Origin of the sequence: Curtobacterium sp. YC1 (assembly GCF_016267665.1) — a bacterium.
In the GTDB taxonomy this organism is placed as follows: Bacteria; Actinomycetota; Actinomycetes; order Actinomycetales; family Microbacteriaceae; genus Curtobacterium.
Genome location: NZ_CP066341.1, coordinates 860,837 through 879,464 on the forward strand (window position 1 = coordinate 860,837; position 18,628 = coordinate 879,464).

Below are 18,628 nucleotides of genomic sequence, written 5' to 3' on the forward strand. Positions count from 1 at the left end.
CGACGGGCGCGTGCTCCGGGGTGCGACGGGCGGCGCGGGCCGGTGCGACCCGTATGCTTGGGGCGTGGTGTCGTGGTGGAACCGGAAGCGCGCGGCGCAGCTCGCAGCCGCGTGGCTCGCGTCGCGGAACCCGCGCGGAGCCGCTCAGGTCGGGCGCCTCGCGCTCGACGACGTCAGTCCTGAACTCGACGTGTACCTCGGGCAGGCCGCCTACCTGCAGCTCTCGGTCTACGAGACGATGGGGCGTGCCGGCGCATCGGCCCCGACGCTGTCCGGTCGGCTCGTCACGGGCGTGCTCGCGACCACCGCGCTCGAGCGGCACCGCACGATCGTGGCCGAGATCGAGCGCATCGGCGAGGACCCCGCGGCACTGATGGCTCCGCACCGCGAGGCGATCGACCTGTTCCTCGAGCGCACGAGCGGTGCCGACTGGTACGAGTCGATGCTCACCGGGTACGTCACGGCCGGCATCCTGAACGACCTGTTCGGCAACCTGCTGCGCTCGCTGCCGATCGACGTCCGCCAGCGGCTGCGCTCGGTGTTCGACGCACGCGAGGAGGCCGCGGTCGTCGAGGAGCTCACGGCCCACATCGAGGACGACCCGCAGATCGGGTCGCGACTGGCGATGTGGGGCCGACGGCTCGTCGGGGACACCCTGCTCGTGGCGCGGTCGGCGCTCGCGTCCCACGCCCGTGAGGACCAGGAGCGGCTCGAGCCGGTGTGGACGGAGCTCATCGCCGCGCACACCCGGCGGATGGACGCCCTCGGCCTGACGGCCTGAGCGGCGTCGGACGGTCCGGGCGGTCTGGTCTCGCCCGGGCGGCCCCGGTGCTCGGTGGTTCAGGTGCCGCGGGCGGCGAGCTGCTCGTAGTACGCGGCGTCCTGCCGCTCACGTCGGGTGCCGAGCAGCCACGCGACGACGACCGCCACGAGTCCGGCACCGATCAGGGCGACGACCCAGATCCAGGTGCCGTCGTACCGCCAGCCCGCCCAGGTCAGGGCCTCCCAGAGCACGGCCGCGGCGATGCCGCCGACCGCGGGGCCGACGAGCACACCGCGACTGGACCGCCACGGCAGGACCACGTGGGCGATCGCCCCGAGGACCAGACCGCCGATGACGGCGAAGAGCAGTTCCACGTCGTCAGGCGACGAAGCCGATGCGCCGTGCCTCTTCCGCGCCGACCTCGACGTACGCCAGTGCTGCGACGGGGACAATGAACCGGCGGCCCTTCTCGTCCTGCAGCGACAGGTGGGTCGACTTCGCCGCGAGGGCCTCGGACACGGCCTTCTCGACCTCGTCCGCGGTCTGAGCGGTCTCGAACGCGATCTCGCGCGGGCTGTTGATGATGCCGATCTTGATGTCCACGAGCACAGCGTATCCGAGCGACCCCGTGCGGAACCGGGCGTTCGCCGCCGGCGCACACCACCCGTCGCGCGGTTCCCGCCCCGCGCGTTGCGCACCCGTGCTGTCGGCGGTCCTGGGTACCGTACGAGCGTGCCGAAGACCACGTTGATGCCCGCCCCCGCCGACACCGGGGTCGCGCGGGCACTGGTCGACGACCCCTCCCAGGCCGCGGTCCTGGCACTGTCCGACGACCGCCACGCGGCGGTGATCGGCGCGCCGGGCACGGGCAAGACCACGACGCTGGCGCGGCTCGTGGCGGCACGCATGAACCGTCCCGGCGCGACCAGCCCCGACGGCCACGCGACGGTGCTCGCGCTCACCTCGGCCCGCACCGCGGCCACGGCGCTCCGTGACCGGCTGGCGGTCGCGGTCGACCGCGTGGTGCCGGGAGCGCTGGCCCGCACCGTCAACTCGCTCGCCTTCCAGATCGTGACGCACGCCGCCGACGTCCAGGGGCAGGAGCCGCCGACGCTCCTGACCGGTGGCGAGCAGGACCGCATCATCGCCGACCTGCTCGCCGGGCACGAGCTCGACGGCACCGGTCCGGACTGGCCGGACCCCATCACGGCCGTGGTGCGGGAGCGTGCCGGGTTCCGGACCGCGCTCCGTGACGTGATGATGCGCGCGGTCGCCGCCGGCGTCGAGCCCGACGACATGCGCGACCTCGGCGGCGAGCTCGGCCGACCCGAGTGGCGGGCGGTCGGCGACTTCGTCGACGAGTACCGGGCGTCCGTCACCGCGTTCCGGCCCACCGCGCTCGACTCCGGCGAGCTCGTCGCCTTCGCCACCGCCGCCGTGCTGCGGGGCGAACTCCCCGCGAGCATCGCCGCGCTGCGGATGGTCGTCGTCGACGACACCCAGGAACTCGTCGAGGGCGAGGTCGCCCTGCTCGGGGCGCTCGCGCGGTCGGGCGTGCAGGTCGTGGCGTTCGGCGACCCCGACATCGCCGCGTCGGCCTTCCGCGGCGCCGAACCCGACGTGCTCGGCCGGCTCGCGACGCGGCTCGGCGTCGACCACGTCGAGACCCTGTTCCTCAGCGCCGTGCACCGCCACAGCGCTCCGGTCCGCGCCCTCGTCTCGGCGGTCACCGGTCGGATCGGCACCGCCGCCGCCGGCCGGCAGCGCGGCGCGACGGCGGACGACGCGGACGCCCGGTCCGACGCGGTGCTCCACCTGGAGGCACCGAGCCGTTCCGCGCTCGTGGTGGCCATCGCCCGACGACTGCGCGAACACCGCCTGCTCGACGGTGTGCCGTGGCACCGGATGGCCGTCGTCACCCGCAGCGGTGCCGCGATCCCGGAACTCGTCCGTGCGCTCTCCGTCGCCGAGGTCCCCGCGACGGCGGGAGCCGCGCCCGTCCGCCCGCGCGACGACACCGCGGCACGCGCACTGCTCGACGCGGCGGCGGTGGCGCTCGACGTCCTGCCGCTCGACGCCGCCCTGGCCACCGCGTTCGCGACCGGGCCGCTCGGCGGGCTCGACACCCTGGCCATGCGTCGGCTCCGGCTCGCCCTGCGGCGGGAGGAGCTCGCGGGCGACGGCACCCGGACGGCCGACGAGCTGCTGGTCGACGCCCTCGGCGCACCGGAACGACTGGCCACGGTCGACGCCGGGTTCGCGCGGCGTGCCACCCGGCTCGCGCGCAGCATGGTGCAGGCCCGGGCCGACGCGCAGGCCGGTTCGAGCATCGAGGAGATCCTCTGGGGACTCTGGGAACGCAGCGGGCTGGCCGGGTCCTGGGGTGCGCGGTCCGCCGCGGGCGGCGTCGGTGCCGGCGAGGCCGACCGGCACCTCGATGCGGTGGTCGGGCTCTTCACGGCGGCGAAGCGGTTCGTCGAGCGCACGCCGGACGCCCCCGCCCGGGTGTTCGTCGACGACCTGCTCGGCGCCGACCTGCCCGAGGACTCCATCGGCCCCGACCGCACCGCCGGGCGGGTCCGGGTCCTCACCCCCTCAGCCACCATCGGACTCGAGTGCGACGTCGTCGTGGTGCTCGGTCTGCAGGACGGCGTCTGGCCGAACACCCGGGTGCGCGGGAGCCTGCTCGACCCGGACGGCCTCGTGCGCGCAGCCGCCGGCGTCGAGCGATCCCCGATCGACGACCGCGCCGCGGTGGTCGCCGACGAACTCCGGCTGTTCGCCCGCGCGGTGTCCCGCGCCACCACCCAGGTCGTGATCGGCACGGTCGCCAACGACGACGAGTCCCCGTCGCCCTTCGTCCGACTGGTGCCGGTGCCGCCGGACCGACAGCCGACCGTGCACCCGCTGTCGCTGCGCGGTCTGGCCGGATCGCTCCGCCGCCGGGTCGTGGCGTCCGGTGACCACGAGGCAGCATCGGCCCTGGCGCGGCTCGCCGCGGCCGAGGTGCCCGGGGCCGACCCCGGCGAGTGGTACGGACTCGCCGAGCCGACGACCGAGGCCCCGCTGGTCGACCTCGACGCCGAACCGGTGCCGGAGGTCGAGGACGGCGAGCCCGTCCCGCCGACCGTCTCGGTGTCACCGTCGCGGATCGGGACGTTCGAGGAGTGCCCCGTGCACTGGTTCGCGCAGACCTTCGGCGGCGGCGCCCCGAGTCCGGCGATGGGCATCGGGACGATCGTGCACGAGGCGATGGAGCACGCGACCGCGATCGACGTCGAGTCGCTGTGGGAGCGGGTCGAGGCGCGCTGGGACGAGCTGACCTTCGAGTCGCCGTGGGTGGCGGACCGTGAGCGCGCACGGACCCGTCGGATGATCGAAGGGCTCAGCGACTACCTGCGGACGTTCGCCAGCGCCGGCCGTCGACTGCTCGGCGCCGAGACCTCGTTCGCGCTCGTCACCGGCCCCGCCCGGATCCGCGGCAGCATCGACCGCATCGAGGTCGACCCGGAGGGGCGGGTCAGCGTCGTCGACCTGAAGACCGGGCGGTGGATGCCGAGCGAGAAGAAGGACATGCCGGAACACCCGCAGCTCGGCGCCTACCAGCTGGCGGTCGAGGACGGCACCGTCGAGGGCGTCCCCGCCGGGTCACCGATGACCGATGCGCGGCTGGTGTTCGTGCAGAACGCCCGCGGGGGGAACGCCTTCTCGGAGCGCACCCAGCACGCCTTCGACGAGGTCGCGCGCGAGGCCTACCGTGAGCGTCTGCACGGGGTGGCCCGTGGGATGGCGGGGCGGACCTTCGTGGCCAACGTGGACGACCACTGCGAGAAGGCCCGGACCGGCGTCGAGTGCCGGATCCACGTGGTGGCGGAGGTGACCTGGTGAGCGACACGTCCGACGCCGCGGGCACGGTCGGCACGTCCGACGCGGCGGACACGGCGAGCACGGCTGCTGTGCCGGACCCGGCCGCTGCGCCGCCCGTCATCCGGCACGGGGCCGACGCCGTCGCCGACGCACTCGGTCGCCCGCGGCCCACGGCCCAGCAACGCGCCGTCATCGAGTCGCCGCTCGTGCCGGCCCTGGTCGTGGCGGGCGCCGGCAGCGGGAAGACCGAGACCATGGCCTCCCGCGTGGTCTGGCTGCTGGCCAACGGGCTCGTCCGCCCCGACGAGGTCCTGGGGCTGACGTTCACGCGCAAGGCCGCCGGTGAGCTGTCCGTCCGCATCAACGACCGCATCCGCGCGCTGGAGGACGTGGGTCTGATCACGCCGGGCGACGCGTTCGAGGCCCCCACCGTCTCGACGTACAACGCCTTCGCGAACGCCGTCTTCCGCGAGAACGCACTGCTCGTCGGCCGTGACGGCGAGTCGCAGGTGCTCACCGAACCATCCGCGTGGCAGCTCGCCCGCCGGGTCGTGGTGGCCGCCCGCGACGACCGCCTGGCGGGCCTCGACCGCGACGTCGACACCCTGACCGCCGCCGTCGTGGCGCTCGCCGGGGCCACGTCCGAGCACCTCGTCGAACCGGAGGACCTGCGCCGGTTCGCCGTCGAGTTCTCCGGCCTGCTCGAGCTGCCCGGCAACCGTGGCAAGCCGTACAAGGCCATCACCGACGCGGTCGCGGCGATCGGTGCGCTCGACCCGCTGGCCGACCTGGTCGCGGAGTTCCGTCGGCAGAAGATCGACCGCGGGTTCGTGGAGTTCTCCGACCAGATCGCCCTCGCGCTCGCGGCGGCCGAGTCCGCCCCGCGGGTCGTCACCGACCTGCGGCAGCGGTACCGCGTGGTGCTGCTCGACGAGTACCAGGACACCTCGGTGGTGCAGACGCGGTTCCTCGCCCGGCTGTTCCGCGGACACTCGGTGATGGCCGTCGGTGACCCGCACCAGTCGATCTACGGTTTCCGCGGGGCGAGTGCCGCGAACCTCGCCCGGTTCCCGCACGACTTCGGCGGTGACGAGGCGGACGCGGCACGACCGGTGACGTTCGCCCTGTCGACGAGCTGGCGCAACCCGGTCGACGTGCTCGCCGGCGCGAACGCCGTCGTCGCGCCGCTGTCCGAGGCGTCCGAGGTCGACGTCGAGCGGCTGTCCCCGCGACCCGGTGCCGACGCCGGGGCCGTCCGGGTCGTCTTCCCGGAGACCCTGCCGGAGGAAGCCGACGAGGTCGCCGCGTGGTTCCAGGACCACCGGCGGCGGGACGCATCGACGTCGATGGCGCTGTTGCTCCGCGCACGGAAGGACCTGGCGGCGTTCACTGCGGCGCTCGGCGCACGCGGCGTGCCGTACCACGTGCTCGGCACCGGCGGTCTGCTGCAGCGTCCGGAGATCGTCGACCTGGTCGCCTGCCTCCGGGTGCTGCACGACCCGGCCGCCGGCAACGACCTGATCCGCCTCCTCGCCGGGGCGCGGTGGCGAGTGGGAGCGGCGGACATCGTCGCACTGCACCGGCTGGCGAGCTGGTTGTTCCAGCGCGACCACACGCACCAGCGTCTGGACGACGACCTGACGGCGGCGTTCCGGGCATCGGTCGCGGCGGGGGAGCACGGCTCGATCGTCGACGCGCTCGACTTCGTCGCGACGGCTCCCGACGAGCACGGTGCGCTCGAGGCCGTCACGCCGGCCGGCCGTGCGCGGATGCGAGAGCTGGGCGCGCAGCTCGCCCTGCTCCGGTCGCGGGCCGGCGGCGACCTCGTCGACTTCGTGACCCTCGTGGTGCAGGAGATGCGCCTGGACATCGAGGTCGCCGCGCACGAGCAGGGGAGCGGCGCGTACCTCGACGCGTTCGTCGACGAACTCGCGGGCTTCGTGGCCACCGACGATCGCGCCGACCTCGGGTCGTTCCTGGGGTGGATCGACGCCGCGGCCCGGCGCGACGACATGGGACCGCGGTCCGAGGAACCGGAGGCCGGCACCGTCCAGATCCTGACGATCCACGGCTCCAAGGGACTGGAGTGGGACGCCGTGGCGGTGCCGCGGATGGTCGAGGGCGGGCTGCCGGCACGCCCGCAGGAAGGGTCCTCCGGGTGGCTCGGCTTCGGCCGACTGCCGTACGAGTTCCGCGGGGACGCCGCCGAGCTGCCCCGCCTGGCGTGGCGCGGGCAGGAGACCCAGAAGGAAGTCACCACGGCGATCGACGCCTTCAAGGAGCAGGTGAAGGCCCGCAACGAGGACGAGGAACGCCGACTCACCTACGTCGCGCTCACCCGCGCGCGTCACGACCTGCTGGTGTCCGGTTCGTTCTGGGCCGGCGGGGTCCGTCCGACCGAGCCGAGCCGGTACCTGCGTGACCTGGTGGACGCCGGCGTCATCGACGGTGCGGCGATCCCCGAGACCACCGTGCACGACGAGAACCCGATGGGCGAGAGCGGCGCCACCCAGTCCTGGCCCCACGTGCCGTTCGGGCAGCGCGCACCTCGTGTCCTGGCCGCCGCCGAGCGGGTGCGGAACGCCAACCCGGGTGCCGCGGGTCGCTTCGCCGCCGACATCGACCTGCTGCTCGCCGAGCGGGCCGCGACCCGGAACGCGAAGCACGCGGTCGCGGTCCCGCACCGCGTCCCCGCGTCGGGCTTCAAGGACTACCTGACCGAGCCGGACTCGGTGGCCGAGCGGCTCCGTCGTCCCATGCCGGAGCGCCCGTACCGGGCGACCCGACTCGGCACGCTGTTCCACCAGTGGGTGGAGCAGCGGGCCCGGAGCGGCGGTGCCCTCGAGACGCTCGACGTCTGGGACGGCGAACTCGACCTCGACGCCGACGACCGCGTCGACGCCTCCGCGGACGCGGTCGTCACCGACGACGATGCTCGGCGGCTCGCCGACTTCCAGGCCACGTTCGCGCGGTCACGGTGGGCCGGGCGCACGCCGGTCGAGGTCGAGCGCGAGATCCACATCCCGTTCCTCGGGCACAGCGTCGTGTGCAAGCTCGACGCCGTGTACGAGATCGATGGGCGTGCCGAGGTGGTCGACTGGAAGACCGGCAAGGCGCCGTCGGGAGCCGAGGACCTCGCGCGCCGGACCCTGCAGCTGGCGCTGTACCGCGTCGCCTACGCCGAGTTCACCGGCCGACCGCTCGCCGAGGTCGACGCGGTGTTCTACTTCGTCGCCGACGACCTCGAGGTGCGCCCCGCCGAGCTGCTGGACCGCGCCGGACTCGAACGCGCCTGGAGCGCGGCCGTCGGCAGCTGACGTCCTGCGTCACGCGGGCGGCGTCCCGCACCCGGCGCGCGCCCGTCGCGCTCCGCCCTGGAGGCCCGGTGTCGGTCCGCCGGACCGGCACCGGGCCTCCAGGCGGTCGCGTCAGCCGTGCCGGCGCTCGGTGGAGGACAGCAGCTGCTCGACCTCGCCGATCTCCATCGTCTCGGGCGACACCGACTGCAACGGTTCCGCGCTCGGCGCGTGCACCTGGTCGACCAGTCGGTGCATCATCGCGACCGCGTCGTCGACGACCTCGGTGCTCTTCGCCTGCACGCCGTGCAGCAACCAGTGCGCCGTCTCGAGCTCGTGGTGCACCCGGGCGCGCTGGGCGAGCTGCCGGTCGCGGCCGCCGCCGTTCGCCTCGTAGGCGCTGAGCACGGTGTCGAAGGCGTCGCGTCGGCCGGCCAGCACCCACGCGAGGTCCTTCGCGGGGTCGCCGAGCCGGAGCTCGCCCCAGTCGAGGATCCCGCTCACGGCGTCGCCGTCGACGAGCAACGAGCCCGTGCCGAGCGAGCCGTGCACGACGGTGGGGGTGAACTGCCAGAGCTGCTGGTCGCGCGCGGCGCCCTCCCAGCGCTCCACCAGGGCGGCGGGGACGAGCTTCGTCGCGACCGCACGGTCCATCACCGAGACCGCGGACCGGAGCACCTCGAACGGGGTGAGCGACGGCAGGCCGGCGTCGGAGACGAAGCTCGTCGGCAGCTGGTGGACCGCGGCGACGGCGCGACCGACACTGGTGGCCAGGTCGGGGCGGTCGACGAGGGACGCGAGGGTGGGGTGCGTGCCGGGCAGACGCGTCGTCACGATGGCGCGGGTCGACCCGATCGGGGCCTGGCCGCGGTACTCGACCACACCGAACGGCAGGCGCGTGCGGATACCGGCGCTCAGCGCACGGATCGCGACGAGGTCGGCCGACTGCCGGGCCTCGGCCCGCTGGTTGCGCGGACGGCGGATGACGAGCTCGGAGCCGTCGGCGTCGCGGAGGAGCGCCGACTCGTAGTCGCCGGCTGCGGCCGAGCCGAGCGTGCGCGTGCCCGTGACGAGGAGACCGGGAACGGCCGTCGTCGCCAACGCGGCTAGAGTGAACTGGGATCCCGCCATGCCCCTCAGGGTAGGCGGGTGACGCGCACAGAGCTGCACGCCACGCTGTTCGGCGGGCCGCACGCCTGCCGCACGTCTCCCGCACGTCCGCACCCGATCCGAGGAGCTCTCCCGCCGTGACCGTCGAGTTCGCCGCCCGGCTCCCGCTCTCCCGCAACGAACTCGACCGCGACGCCGAGTTCCGCACCACCGACGACCTCGAGCGTGTCCTGCGCGAGGACCCGGCCACCCGGTACCTGCCCCTGCGCGGGGCCGAGATGCTCCGGAACGCCGACGGCACCCTGCGCTTCGTCACGGCCGCCGAGGTCCCCGAGGGCACCGTGACGCTGTACCTGGGCCGTGCCGTCTCCGACGCCGTCGACGCCCCCGCCGGGACCCGGTTCGTCGCTGCGCTCGTCGACGACGCCACCGCCGCCGCGATCGAGGCCCGCGACGACGCCTGGCAGAGCCTGCGCATGTTCGGCACCGAGCTGTCCGCGCGCGACCAGGGCCTGGCCGTCGAGGCCGTCGCGATGGCGAACTGGCACGCGGTGCACGGGTTCTCCCCGCGCACGGGCTCCGCGACCGACGTCGTGAGCGGCGGCTGGGTGCGTCGCGACCCGGAGGGCCACGACCACTTCCCGCGCACCGACGCCGCGATCATCGTCGGGGTCGTCGACGCCGACGACCGGATCCTGCTCGGCTCGAACGCCGCGTGGGATGCGAACCGGTACTCGCTGCTCGCCGGCTTCGTCGAACCGGGGGAGTCCCTGGAGGACGCCGTCCGACGCGAGGTGTGGGAGGAGTCCGGGGTGCGCGTCGAGGAGCCCGAGTACCTCGGCTCGCAGCCGTGGCCGTTCCCCGCGTCGCTCATGGTCGGGTTCCGCGCCCGGGCGGTCGACGGCGACCCGACGACGGCCCGCCCCGACGGCGTCGAGATCCTGGACGTGCGGTGGTTCTCGCGCGACGAGATCCGCGAACGCGCCGGGGACACCCTGCTGCTGCCCGGTCGCACCTCGATCGCCCGCGCCGTCATCGAGGAGTGGTACGGCGGGCCGCTGGACCTGCCGTGAGCACCGTCGGTCCGGCCGCTGCCGCCGGAGCAGGGTCCGTCGAGCCCCGGCCGCCGTCGCCCGACGAACTGCTCGCCGCGCTCGACGCCGAACAGCGCACCGTCGCCCGCACCCTGCTCGGACCGGTCGCGGTGCTGGCCGGCGCCGGCACCGGGAAGACGCGCGCGATCACGCACCGCATCGCCTACGGCGTCGCGACGGGGACCTACGCGCCCAACCACGTGCTCGCGTTGACCTTCACCACGCGAGCCGCGGGTGAGCTGCGCTCCCGGCTGCGCTCGCTCGGCGCCGGCACCGTGCAGGCACGCACGTTCCACGCCGCGGCGATGGCCCAGCTCAGCTACTTCTGGCCCGACACCGTCGGCGGCCACGCCCCGAAGATCGTGGAGTCGAAGGGCCGGATGATCGCGCACGCGGCGGACACCGTCGGCATGCACGTCGACACCCCCGTGCTCCGCGACCTGGCCGCCGAGGTCGAGTGGCGCAAGGTGCAGATGCTCACCCTCGACGAGTACGAGGCCGCCGCGGCCGATCGCGTGATGCCGCGCGACACCACGCCCCGCCGGGTCATCGACCTGATGAAGGCGTACGAGCGGCTCAAGGACGACCGTCGGCAGCTCGACTTCGAGGACGTCCTGCTCGCGACCCTCGGCATGGTGGAGTCCGAGCCGCGTGTGGCGTCGTACGTCCGGCAGCAGTACCGGTTCTTCGTCGTCGACGAGTACCAGGACGTCTCGCCCGTGCAGCACGACCTGCTGCGGGCCTGGCTGGGCGGCCGCGACGACCTGTGCGTCGTCGGGGACGCCAGCCAGACGATCTACTCGTTCGCCGGGGCCTCGAGCGACTACCTGCTCGGGTTCGGCTCGGAGTTCCCCCGCGGATCGGTCGTGCGGCTCGAGCGGAACTACCGCTCCACCCGCGAGGTCGTGCACGCGGCCAACACCCTGATGCGCGGCCAGCCGGGCGCACTCGACCTCGTCGCCCAGACCCAGGACCCCGGGCCCGAACCGGAGGTGCTGCCCTGCGTGCACGACGGGGACGAGGCCCAGACGATCGCCCGTCGGATCACCGAGCTCGTCGCTGCCGGTGCCTCGTACGGCGACTGTGCCGTGCTGTTCCGGGTCGGCGCGCAGTCGGCCGCGCTCGAGTCGGCGCTCGGGCGCAACCAGATCCCGTACCGGGTGCAGGGCAGCACCCGGTTCTTCAACCGTCCCGAGGTCAAGCTCGCGGTGCACCACATGCGCGGCGAGGCGATCCGGCAGACCGACGACGAGCTGACCCGACGGGTCCGGCTGGTGCTGCAGGTCAGCGGGTGGACGCCGACGCCCCCGGAGGGCACGGGCGCCGTGCGCGAGCAGTGGGAGGCGCTGCAGGCGATCATGGGGCTCGCCGAGGACGCCCCGGCCGGCACGACGATGCAGCAGTTCACGCAGGACCTGGTGGACCGTGCGGCGACGCACCACGAACCCGAGGTCGACGCCGTGACCCTCGCCACGCTGCACTCGTCGAAGGGCCTGGAGTGGCCGCACGTCGTGATCGCGGGCGCTGCCGAGGGGCTCCTGCCGATCTCGCACGCGACGACGGACACCGAGGTGGACGAGGAACGGCGTCTGTTCTACGTCGGGCTGACCCGAGCCCGCCGCTCGGTGACGATCACGTGGTCGCAACAGGGCTCCACGCGTGGGGGAGCCCGGACTCCGAGCCGGTTCCTGGCAGCGCTCGGCACGCGCACCGCGGATGGGGCCGCACCGGCGAACGGCTGACCGACAGGTCGTCCCGCTCGAAGACGAGCTGGTCGGGGTCCGGCCGCTGCGTGCGGAGCGGGAGACGCTGGACGAGCAGCCGGGTCGCGGCCGCGGCCACCGCCGCGGTCCGCCACGGCGACAGCGGCGCGGGCCTGCGGCCCCAGAGCTGCGCTGCGATCGCGGGCCAGGCCGGATCCGCGTCGGCCCGTGCGAACTCCGCGCACTGGAGGCACGGCCCGGCTCCCGGCACCACGAACGGCCCGAGACGGACGCGTCCGTCGCCGACCACGACCGCCAGGTGCGGCACGTCGCGACGGCTCCACGCGGCGCGGAGCGCCGGGTCCACCACGTGGTCGGCGACCACCACGGCGAGCCGGGGTTCGGGATCGGGCAGGGGCACCGGCTCGCCGGGCACGGGGACGGTCCGGCTGACGGTCACGCCCTCGCCGGACAGGAAGGACGCCAGCGTGTCGGCGAGGGCGGCGCTCCCGTGCACCTCGATGCGTTCGAGCGGTTCCGGCAGGACCTCGACCACCGCGGGCGAGGCAGCGCCGAGCACCCGCGCAGCGGTCTGCGGTGCGCAGCCCGACGCGGCGGCGAGGCCGGACAGTGCCTCGTGGCCGGTCTCGCGGCGGAGGCCGCAGAGGAACCGTTCCTCGCCCGTCGTCGGGACGGCCACGACGGCACGCGGGGGATCGACGCCGAGCTGCACCGTGACGGGGTCACGCCAGACGAACTCGAGTGTCGGATCGATGCGGATGCCCATGACCCCACGGTGCCGGAGCGGTCGGCGCGCGTGGGGTCACGGGTTGGATCTGTGGAGAACTCAGCGGGGTCGGTCGCCGGTGCCGGACTGGTCGTCGCGGTCGTCGTCGGCGTCGTCGGAGCGGGTCCCGTCGGTCGGCTCGTCGGCGACGCGACCGGACTCGTCCTCGTGGGGACGCGCGCCGGTGGCGTCGTTCAGCAGGTCCTCGAGTGCACGGTCGAAGGCGTCGTCCTCGGGGGACTGCCCGGGATCGCGCAGCCGGGCCACGAGTGCCTCTGGCGCGTCGACGTCCTCCGAGGTCGGCACGAGGTCGAAGTGCGTCCACAGGGTGTCCCGCTGCTCGGCCCCGAGCTCGTCGGTCACGCGCTGCCACATCGCGGCCGCCTCGCGCAGTCGACGCGGGCGGAGCTCCAGGCCGACCAGCGTGGCGAAGGCGGACTCGGCGGGACCACCGGCCGCACGACGGCGTCGGACCATCTCGGCGATGGCCCCGGCCTTCGGCAGCCGGGCGGTCGCTGCCGCCGTGACCGTGTCGACCCAGCCCTCGACCAGCGCGAGCATGGTCTCGAGGCGGGCGAGGGCGGCGTCCTGCTCGGGCGTCCGCGGCGGGATGAGGGCACCCGAGGCGAGCGCGTCGCGCAGCTGCTCCTGGTTCGTCGGGTCGATGTCGGCGGCCAGCTCTTCGACGCGGTCGAACGGGATGTGGATCCCGCGGGCGTAGTCGGTGATGGACGAGATGATGTGCAGCCGGAGCCAGCGTGCCGACCGGAAGAGTCGGGCGTGCGCCAGTTCACGGACCGCCAGGTAGATGCGGACCTCGTCCTCGGCGACGTCGAGCCCCTCGGCGAACTCGGCGACGTTCTGCGGCAGGAGCGCGGCGACCTGCTCGTCGAGGAGCGGCACACCGACGTCGCCGCCGGACACGACCTCCTTCGACAGCTGCCCCACGACCTGCCCGAGCTGCATCGCGAAGAGGGCTCCGCCGATGCCGCGCATCGCCTTCGAGACGTCGCCGAGCATGGCCTTGAGCTGCTCCGGCGCCCGCTGGTCGATGGCCTCGGTGAGCGCGTCGGCGATGCTGAACGCCACCGGCTCCGCGATCTGGGTCCACACCGGCGTCGTCGCCTTCGCCCACTGCTCTCGCGTGTAGAGGCTCGGTGTCGCCGTGAGCTCGGCCACCGTCGTGACCTCGTCGAGCCACAGGGCCGCGACCTGGAACGCCTGGTCGGCCGCCTGCGAGGTCGCGGGGTCGACCGGGTGTCCGCCGTCCCGGGCGATCGCGGTCGCGCGCTCCACCGTGGCCGAGAAGTCGATGCCGTCGCCGCCGGACTGCGCCGCACGCTGCAGCTGGCTCATCAGGTTCGCCACGAACGCCGGGTCGTTCGGCAGGCCCGCGGCGCCGGCGAGCTGCGACGGGTCGATCTGCCCCTCGCCCGAGAGCAGCTTGCGCAGCATCTCCTGGAAGTCGTCGTCCGGCCCCGGCTGTGGTTCATCAGGCATGCCGACTACGCTAATCGCTGCTCACGTGGCCGCGCCTGGGACGCCCCCGTGGGAACGCCCGGAGCGCTGCGCCCAGGGCGAACAGCTCCGCCGTCAGGCGTGCGTCCCCACCTCCGCCGGCAGGCGCGGGTGCCCATCCGGAAGGACCCTGCGTGACCCTCTTCGCCCCCGCGCCCCGTCGTCGCTCCCGTTCCCGCACCGTCGGCTGGGCGTTCGTCATCGGAGCCGTGGTGCTCGGACTGCTCGCGAGCGTGCTGCCCAGCCCGTACCTCATCGAGGTGCCCGGTCCGGTCTACAACACGATCGGCACGCAGGAGCAGGGCACGGGCAAGGACGCCGAGCGGGTCAAGCTCATCCAGGTCTCGGGGCACGAGACGTACCCGACCGGCGGCGCCCTGGACATGCTGACCGTCGGCATCCAGGGCGACGCCACGAACCGACCGTCGTGGACCAGCGTCGTGCGTGCGGTCTTCAGCCCCTCGCAGGCGGTCATCCCCGTCGAGGCGGTCTACCCGAGCGGCACCACGACCGAACAGGTGAACGAGCGCGACTCCGCCGACATGCGCGCCTCGCAGCAGTCCGCCGTCGCCGCCGCCCTGATCCAGCAGGGCAACGACCTGCCGACGCAGCTCGAGGTGGGCACCGTTCAGGAGGGGTCCGCCGCCGACGGCGTGATCGAGGAGGGCGACGTCGTCACCGCCTTCGACGGCACCCCGCTCACCGTGAACGCCGATGCCTCGACCCTCCGTGCACTCGTCGCCGAGCACGGCACCGCGGAGCCGGCCACCGTCACGGTCGAACGCGACGGGGCGACGAAGCAGATCGAGGTGACGCCGCGCAGCGAGCAGGGCACGGCGCTCCTCGGGGTCGGCGTCACCGAGCGCTACGACTTCCCCTTCAAGGTGTCCATCCGCCTGCAGGACGTCGGCGGGCCGTCGGCGGGCATGATGTTCGCGCTCGGGATCATCGACGAGATCACCCCGGGCAAGCTCAACGGCGGCAAGCACGTCGCGGGGACCGGGACGATCACCGCGCAGGGCGAGGTCGGGCCGATCGGCGGCATCCGCCAGAAGCTCCACGGTGCCGCGGACGCGGGGGCCACGGTGTTCCTGGCTCCGGCCGAGAACTGCGACGAGGTCGTGGGCCACGTCCCCGACGGCCTCGACGTGTACAGCGTCACGACGCTCGACCAGGCGGTGACGGACCTGCAGACGATCGCGGACGGCGGGAGCACGGCCGGACTCGCCCGCTGCGACTCCTGACGCGTTCCTGACACTCCGTACAGCTTCAGGTCTGCTCCCGTCCCATAGGATCAGAGTCACTGACGGCCCGCCGCGAGCCGGGCCCGCCGGTCCGACACGTCTGGAGCACATCAAGTGACGACAACCTCGTCCACCTCGGGGCGGCGTTCGCCGCGGGTCCCGATCGTGGTCACGATCATCGTGCTGGCCGCACTGGTGATCGGCTTCTTCATCTTCGCCAGCCTCTACACCGACTACGCGTGGTTCGCGCAGCTCGGGTTCCAGCAGGTGCTGACCGTCCGCTGGATCGCAGGGACCCTGATGTTCCTGGCGGGCTTCCTCGGCATGGCCGTCCCCGTCTTCGTGAGCATCGGGCTCGCCTTCCGGTTCCGGCCGGTCTACGCGAAGCTGAACTCGCAGCTCGACCGCTACCAGCAGGTCATCGAACCGCTGCGCCGCGCGGTGATGATCGGCATCCCCGTGGTGCTCGGCATCTTCGCCGGCCTCTCGACGGCCGGCCGCTGGAGCATGGTGCTCGAGTACTTCAACCGCACGCCGTTCGGGAAGACCGATCCGCAGTTCGGTCTGGACATCGGCTTCTACGTGTTCGAGCTGCCGTTCTGGCGCTCGGTCGTGGCCTACTCGTCGGCGGTCGTGCTCATCTCCGGGCTCGCCGCGCTCGCCGCCTGCTACCTCTACGGCGCGCTGCGCTTCGGCGGTCGCGAGGTCCGCATCTCCCGGGCAGCCCGGATCCAGCTCGCGGTGACCGCCGCGCTGTACGTCGCCCTGCAGGCCGTCAGCCTGTGGCTCGACCAGTACGCGGCACTGACGAAGTCGAACTCGCTCATCACCGGTGCGCAGTACACGGACGTCAACGCGGTGATCCCGGGTCGCGAGATCATGGCGGGCATCGCCGCGATCGTCGCGCTGCTCTTCATCGTCACGGCGGTCATCGGCCGCTGGCGCATCTCCATCGTCGGCACCGGCCTGCTCCTCGTGGCGGCCATCGTCATCGGTGGGATCTACCCCTGGATCGTCCAGCGCCTGCAGGTCAAGCCGTCCGAGCGCACCTTCGAGTCGGCGTTCATCGAGCGGAACATCAAGGCGACCCGCGACGCGTACGGGGTCTCCGGCGTCAAGGAGCAGAACTACGACGCCACGACCGAGGCGAGCTCCGGTGCCCTCGCGCAGGACGCGCAGACCACGGCGAACATCCGCCTCATCGACCCGAAGATCGTCTCCGACACGTTCAGCCAGCTGCAGCAGTACCGGCAGTACTACCAGTTCCCCAAGGAGCTGGACGTCGACCGCTACGACGTCGACGGTGAGACCGAGGACACCGTGATCGCGGTGCGCGACATCGACCTCGGTGGCCTGAGCAACGCCGCGAACACGCAGTACAACCGCGCGTTCGTCTACACGCACGGCTACGGCGCGACGGCGGCCTACGGCAACCAGCGCGCGAGCGACGGCAAGCCGGTGTTCCTCGAGTCCGGCATCCCCTCGAACGGCGCGCTCGGCAAGTTCCAGCAGCGCGTGTACTTCGGCGAGACCTCGCCGCCGTACTCGATCGTCGGGGCGCCCGAGGGCACGAAGGACGTCGAGCTCGACTACCCGGCCGGCTCGGACGACGAGAACGGTGGCAACGCCACGACGACCTACGCCGGTGACGGCGGACCGAGCGTCGGCAACTTCTTCAACCGGCTCGTCTACGCGGCGAAGTTCCAGTCGGAGCAGATCCTGCTGTCGGACGCGGTCAACAGCGACTCGCAGATCCTGTACGACCGCGACCCGATCACGCGCGTCCAGAAGGTCGCGCCGTACCTGACGGTCGACAGCGACGCCTACCCGGCGATCGTCGACAACCGCATCCAGTGGGTCATCGACGGGTACACCACGAGCGACGCCTACCCGTACTCGCAGAGCCAGAGCCTGTCGGACAGCATCGCGGGCGAGGAGTCCTCGACGTACCGGACCGACCAGGTCAACTACATCCGCAACTCGGTCAAGGCCACCGTCGACGCGTACACCGGCAAGGTCACGCTCTACGCCTGGGACACCGAGGACCCGGTGCTCAAGACGTGGCAGAAGATCTTCCCGACGTCGACGAAGGCCGTCTCGAGCATGAGCGCCGAGCTCCTCGACCACGTCCGGTACCCGACCGACCTGTTCAAGGTGCAGCGCTCGATCCTGGGCACGTACCACGTGACCAACGCGAACTCGTTCTACTCGGGCGACGACGCGTGGAACACGCCGCAGGAGCCGACGACGACCGCGACGTCGGACGGTGACGCCGACACCGCGAACACGACGACGAACGGCAACGCGAACTCCAACGCGAACGCCAACGCGCTGGGTGCCCAGACGACGACCACGAGCCGCGCGAACCTGCAGGACCCGTACTACCTCACGATGAAGGTGCCGGGGCAGGGGACCGCCTACTCGCTGTACACGACGTACATCCCGCAGCAGTCGGCCGGGGCGAACAACCGCAACGTGCTCACCGGGTACCTGGCGGTGAACTCCGACGCGGGTGGCGCCGGCAAGGGCGAGAAGGCGTCCGGGTACGGCAAGCTCACCCTGCTGACGATGCCGAAGACGGACAACATCCCCGGCCCCGGCCAGGTGCAGAGCCTGTTCAACGGTGACTCGCGGGTGTCGCAGGAGCTGAACATCCTGAAGCGCGGCAACTCGACGGTGAAGCAGGGCAACCTGCTGACCCTGCCGGTGGGTGGCGGCTTCCTGTACGTGCAGCCCGTGTACGTGCAGTCGACCTCGAGCGGCTCGTACCCGCTGCTGCAGAAGGTCCTCGTGGCCTTCGGCGACAAGGTCGCGTTCGAGGACACCCTCGACGAAGCGCTCAACTCGCTGTTCGGTGGCGACTCCGGCGCGTCGGCCGGCGACTCGGGCGCGAGCGGTTCCGGTTCCGGCTCCGGCTCCGGCTCCGGCTCCGGCTCGGGTTCCGACACCGGGTCCGACTCCGACTCGGGGTCCGACTCCGACACGGGCTCGGACTCCGGCTCGACGGGCGGTTCGACCGGCGGCTCCACCGGTTCCGGGACCGTCGACAACGACGCCCTGCAGCAGGCGCTCTCCGAGGCGAACGACGCGCTGCGGGACCGTCAGCAGGCATACGCCGACAACGACCTGGTCGCCGCAGCCGAGGCCGACCAGCGCCTGCAGGACGCCATCGAGGCGGCCACCGCAGCCGAGAGCGGCGACTGACACACCGTGGCGGGGCACTCGATTTGTGTCCCGCCACGGCCC

At 72.9% G+C, this 18,628-nt stretch carries 12 protein-coding genes; 7 read left to right on the plus strand and 5 right to left on the minus strand.

The window, feature by feature from the left end:
• Positions 1-64: 64 nt before the first annotated feature.
• Positions 65-781, plus strand: coding sequence for a ferritin-like fold-containing protein (locus I8920_RS04230; protein WP_225557457.1), 717 nt, complete (start codon positions 65-67; stop codon positions 779-781).
• Between the two features lie 59 nt (positions 782-840).
• Here I8920_RS04230 and I8920_RS04235 read toward each other — a convergent pair whose 3' ends face one another.
• Positions 841-1,137 (minus strand): hypothetical protein, encoded by a 297-nt coding sequence (locus I8920_RS04235; protein ID WP_198657929.1) that lies wholly within the window; start codon positions 1,135-1,137, stop codon positions 841-843.
• A gap of 4 nt (positions 1,138-1,141) precedes the next feature.
• Entirely contained in the window at positions 1,142-1,366 is a 225-nt protein-coding gene (locus I8920_RS04240; RefSeq protein WP_198657930.1) for a DUF3107 domain-containing protein, read from the minus strand.
• 129 nt (positions 1,367-1,495) lie between these two features.
• Between I8920_RS04240 and I8920_RS04245 the strand changes: the two genes are divergently transcribed.
• Positions 1,496-4,651: a UrvD/REP family ATP-dependent DNA helicase gene (locus I8920_RS04245; protein ID WP_198657931.1), complete on the plus strand. Its 3,156-nt coding sequence runs from the start codon at positions 1,496-1,498 to the stop codon at positions 4,649-4,651.
• On the plus strand, positions 4,648-7,947 hold the full coding sequence (locus I8920_RS04250; RefSeq protein ID WP_232832816.1) for an ATP-dependent DNA helicase: 3,300 nt from the start codon (positions 4,648-4,650) through the stop codon (positions 7,945-7,947). Before I8920_RS04245 ends, I8920_RS04250 begins: the two co-directional genes overlap by 4 nt.
• 111 nt (positions 7,948-8,058) lie before the next feature.
• On the opposite strand, the gene I8920_RS04255 is transcribed toward I8920_RS04250, so the two are convergent.
• Positions 8,059-9,057, minus strand: a complete 999-nt coding sequence (locus I8920_RS04255; protein ID WP_198657932.1) for a phosphotransferase — start codon at positions 9,055-9,057, stop codon at positions 8,059-8,061.
• A 116-nt stretch (positions 9,058-9,173) separates the two neighbouring features.
• Here I8920_RS04255 and nudC point away from each other — a divergent pair, with 116 nt between their 5' ends.
• Positions 9,174-10,109, plus strand: a complete 936-nt coding sequence (gene nudC, locus I8920_RS04260) for an NAD(+) diphosphatase (RefSeq protein WP_198657933.1) — start codon at positions 9,174-9,176, stop codon at positions 10,107-10,109.
• A complete protein-coding gene (locus I8920_RS04265) occupies positions 10,106-11,872 on the plus strand; it encodes an ATP-dependent helicase (protein ID WP_232832817.1) in 1,767 nt (588 codons plus the stop codon). The genes nudC and I8920_RS04265 overlap by 4 nt, the downstream gene beginning before the upstream one ends.
• Here the strand turns inward: I8920_RS04265 and I8920_RS04270 are convergent.
• Positions 11,763-12,620, minus strand: coding sequence for a TOMM precursor leader peptide-binding protein (locus tag I8920_RS04270; RefSeq protein WP_198657934.1), 858 nt, complete (start codon positions 12,618-12,620; stop codon positions 11,763-11,765). The genes I8920_RS04265 and I8920_RS04270 overlap by 110 nt on opposite strands.
• A gap of 60 nt (positions 12,621-12,680) precedes the next feature.
• Positions 12,681-14,120 (minus strand): zinc-dependent metalloprotease, encoded by a 1,440-nt coding sequence (locus I8920_RS04275; protein ID WP_198657935.1) that lies wholly within the window; start codon positions 14,118-14,120, stop codon positions 12,681-12,683.
• A gap of 152 nt (positions 14,121-14,272) precedes the next feature.
• Between I8920_RS04275 and I8920_RS04280 the strand changes: the two genes are divergently transcribed.
• Positions 14,273-15,382 (plus strand): YlbL family protein, encoded by a 1,110-nt coding sequence (locus tag I8920_RS04280; RefSeq protein ID WP_198657936.1) that lies wholly within the window; start codon positions 14,273-14,275, stop codon positions 15,380-15,382.
• A gap of 165 nt (positions 15,383-15,547) precedes the next feature.
• Complete coding sequence (locus I8920_RS04285) at positions 15,548-18,586, plus strand: UPF0182 family membrane protein (protein WP_198657937.1); 3,039 nt, start codon at positions 15,548-15,550, stop codon at positions 18,584-18,586.
• Positions 18,587-18,628: the final 42 nt, after the last annotated feature.

What these genes read in the sequence shown, in the direction of transcription:
- I8920_RS04255 (WP_198657932.1), bottom strand. Translation starts at nt 9,057, where the DNA reads ATGGCGGGATCCCAGTTCACTCTAGCCGCGTTGGCGACGACGGCCGTT.
- I8920_RS04275 (WP_198657935.1), bottom strand. Translation starts at nt 14,120, where the DNA reads ATGCCTGATGAACCACAGCCGGGGCCGGACGACGACTTCCAGGAGATG.
- I8920_RS04270 (WP_198657934.1), bottom strand. Translation starts at nt 12,620, where the DNA reads ATGGGCATCCGCATCGATCCGACACTCGAGTTCGTCTGGCGTGACCCC.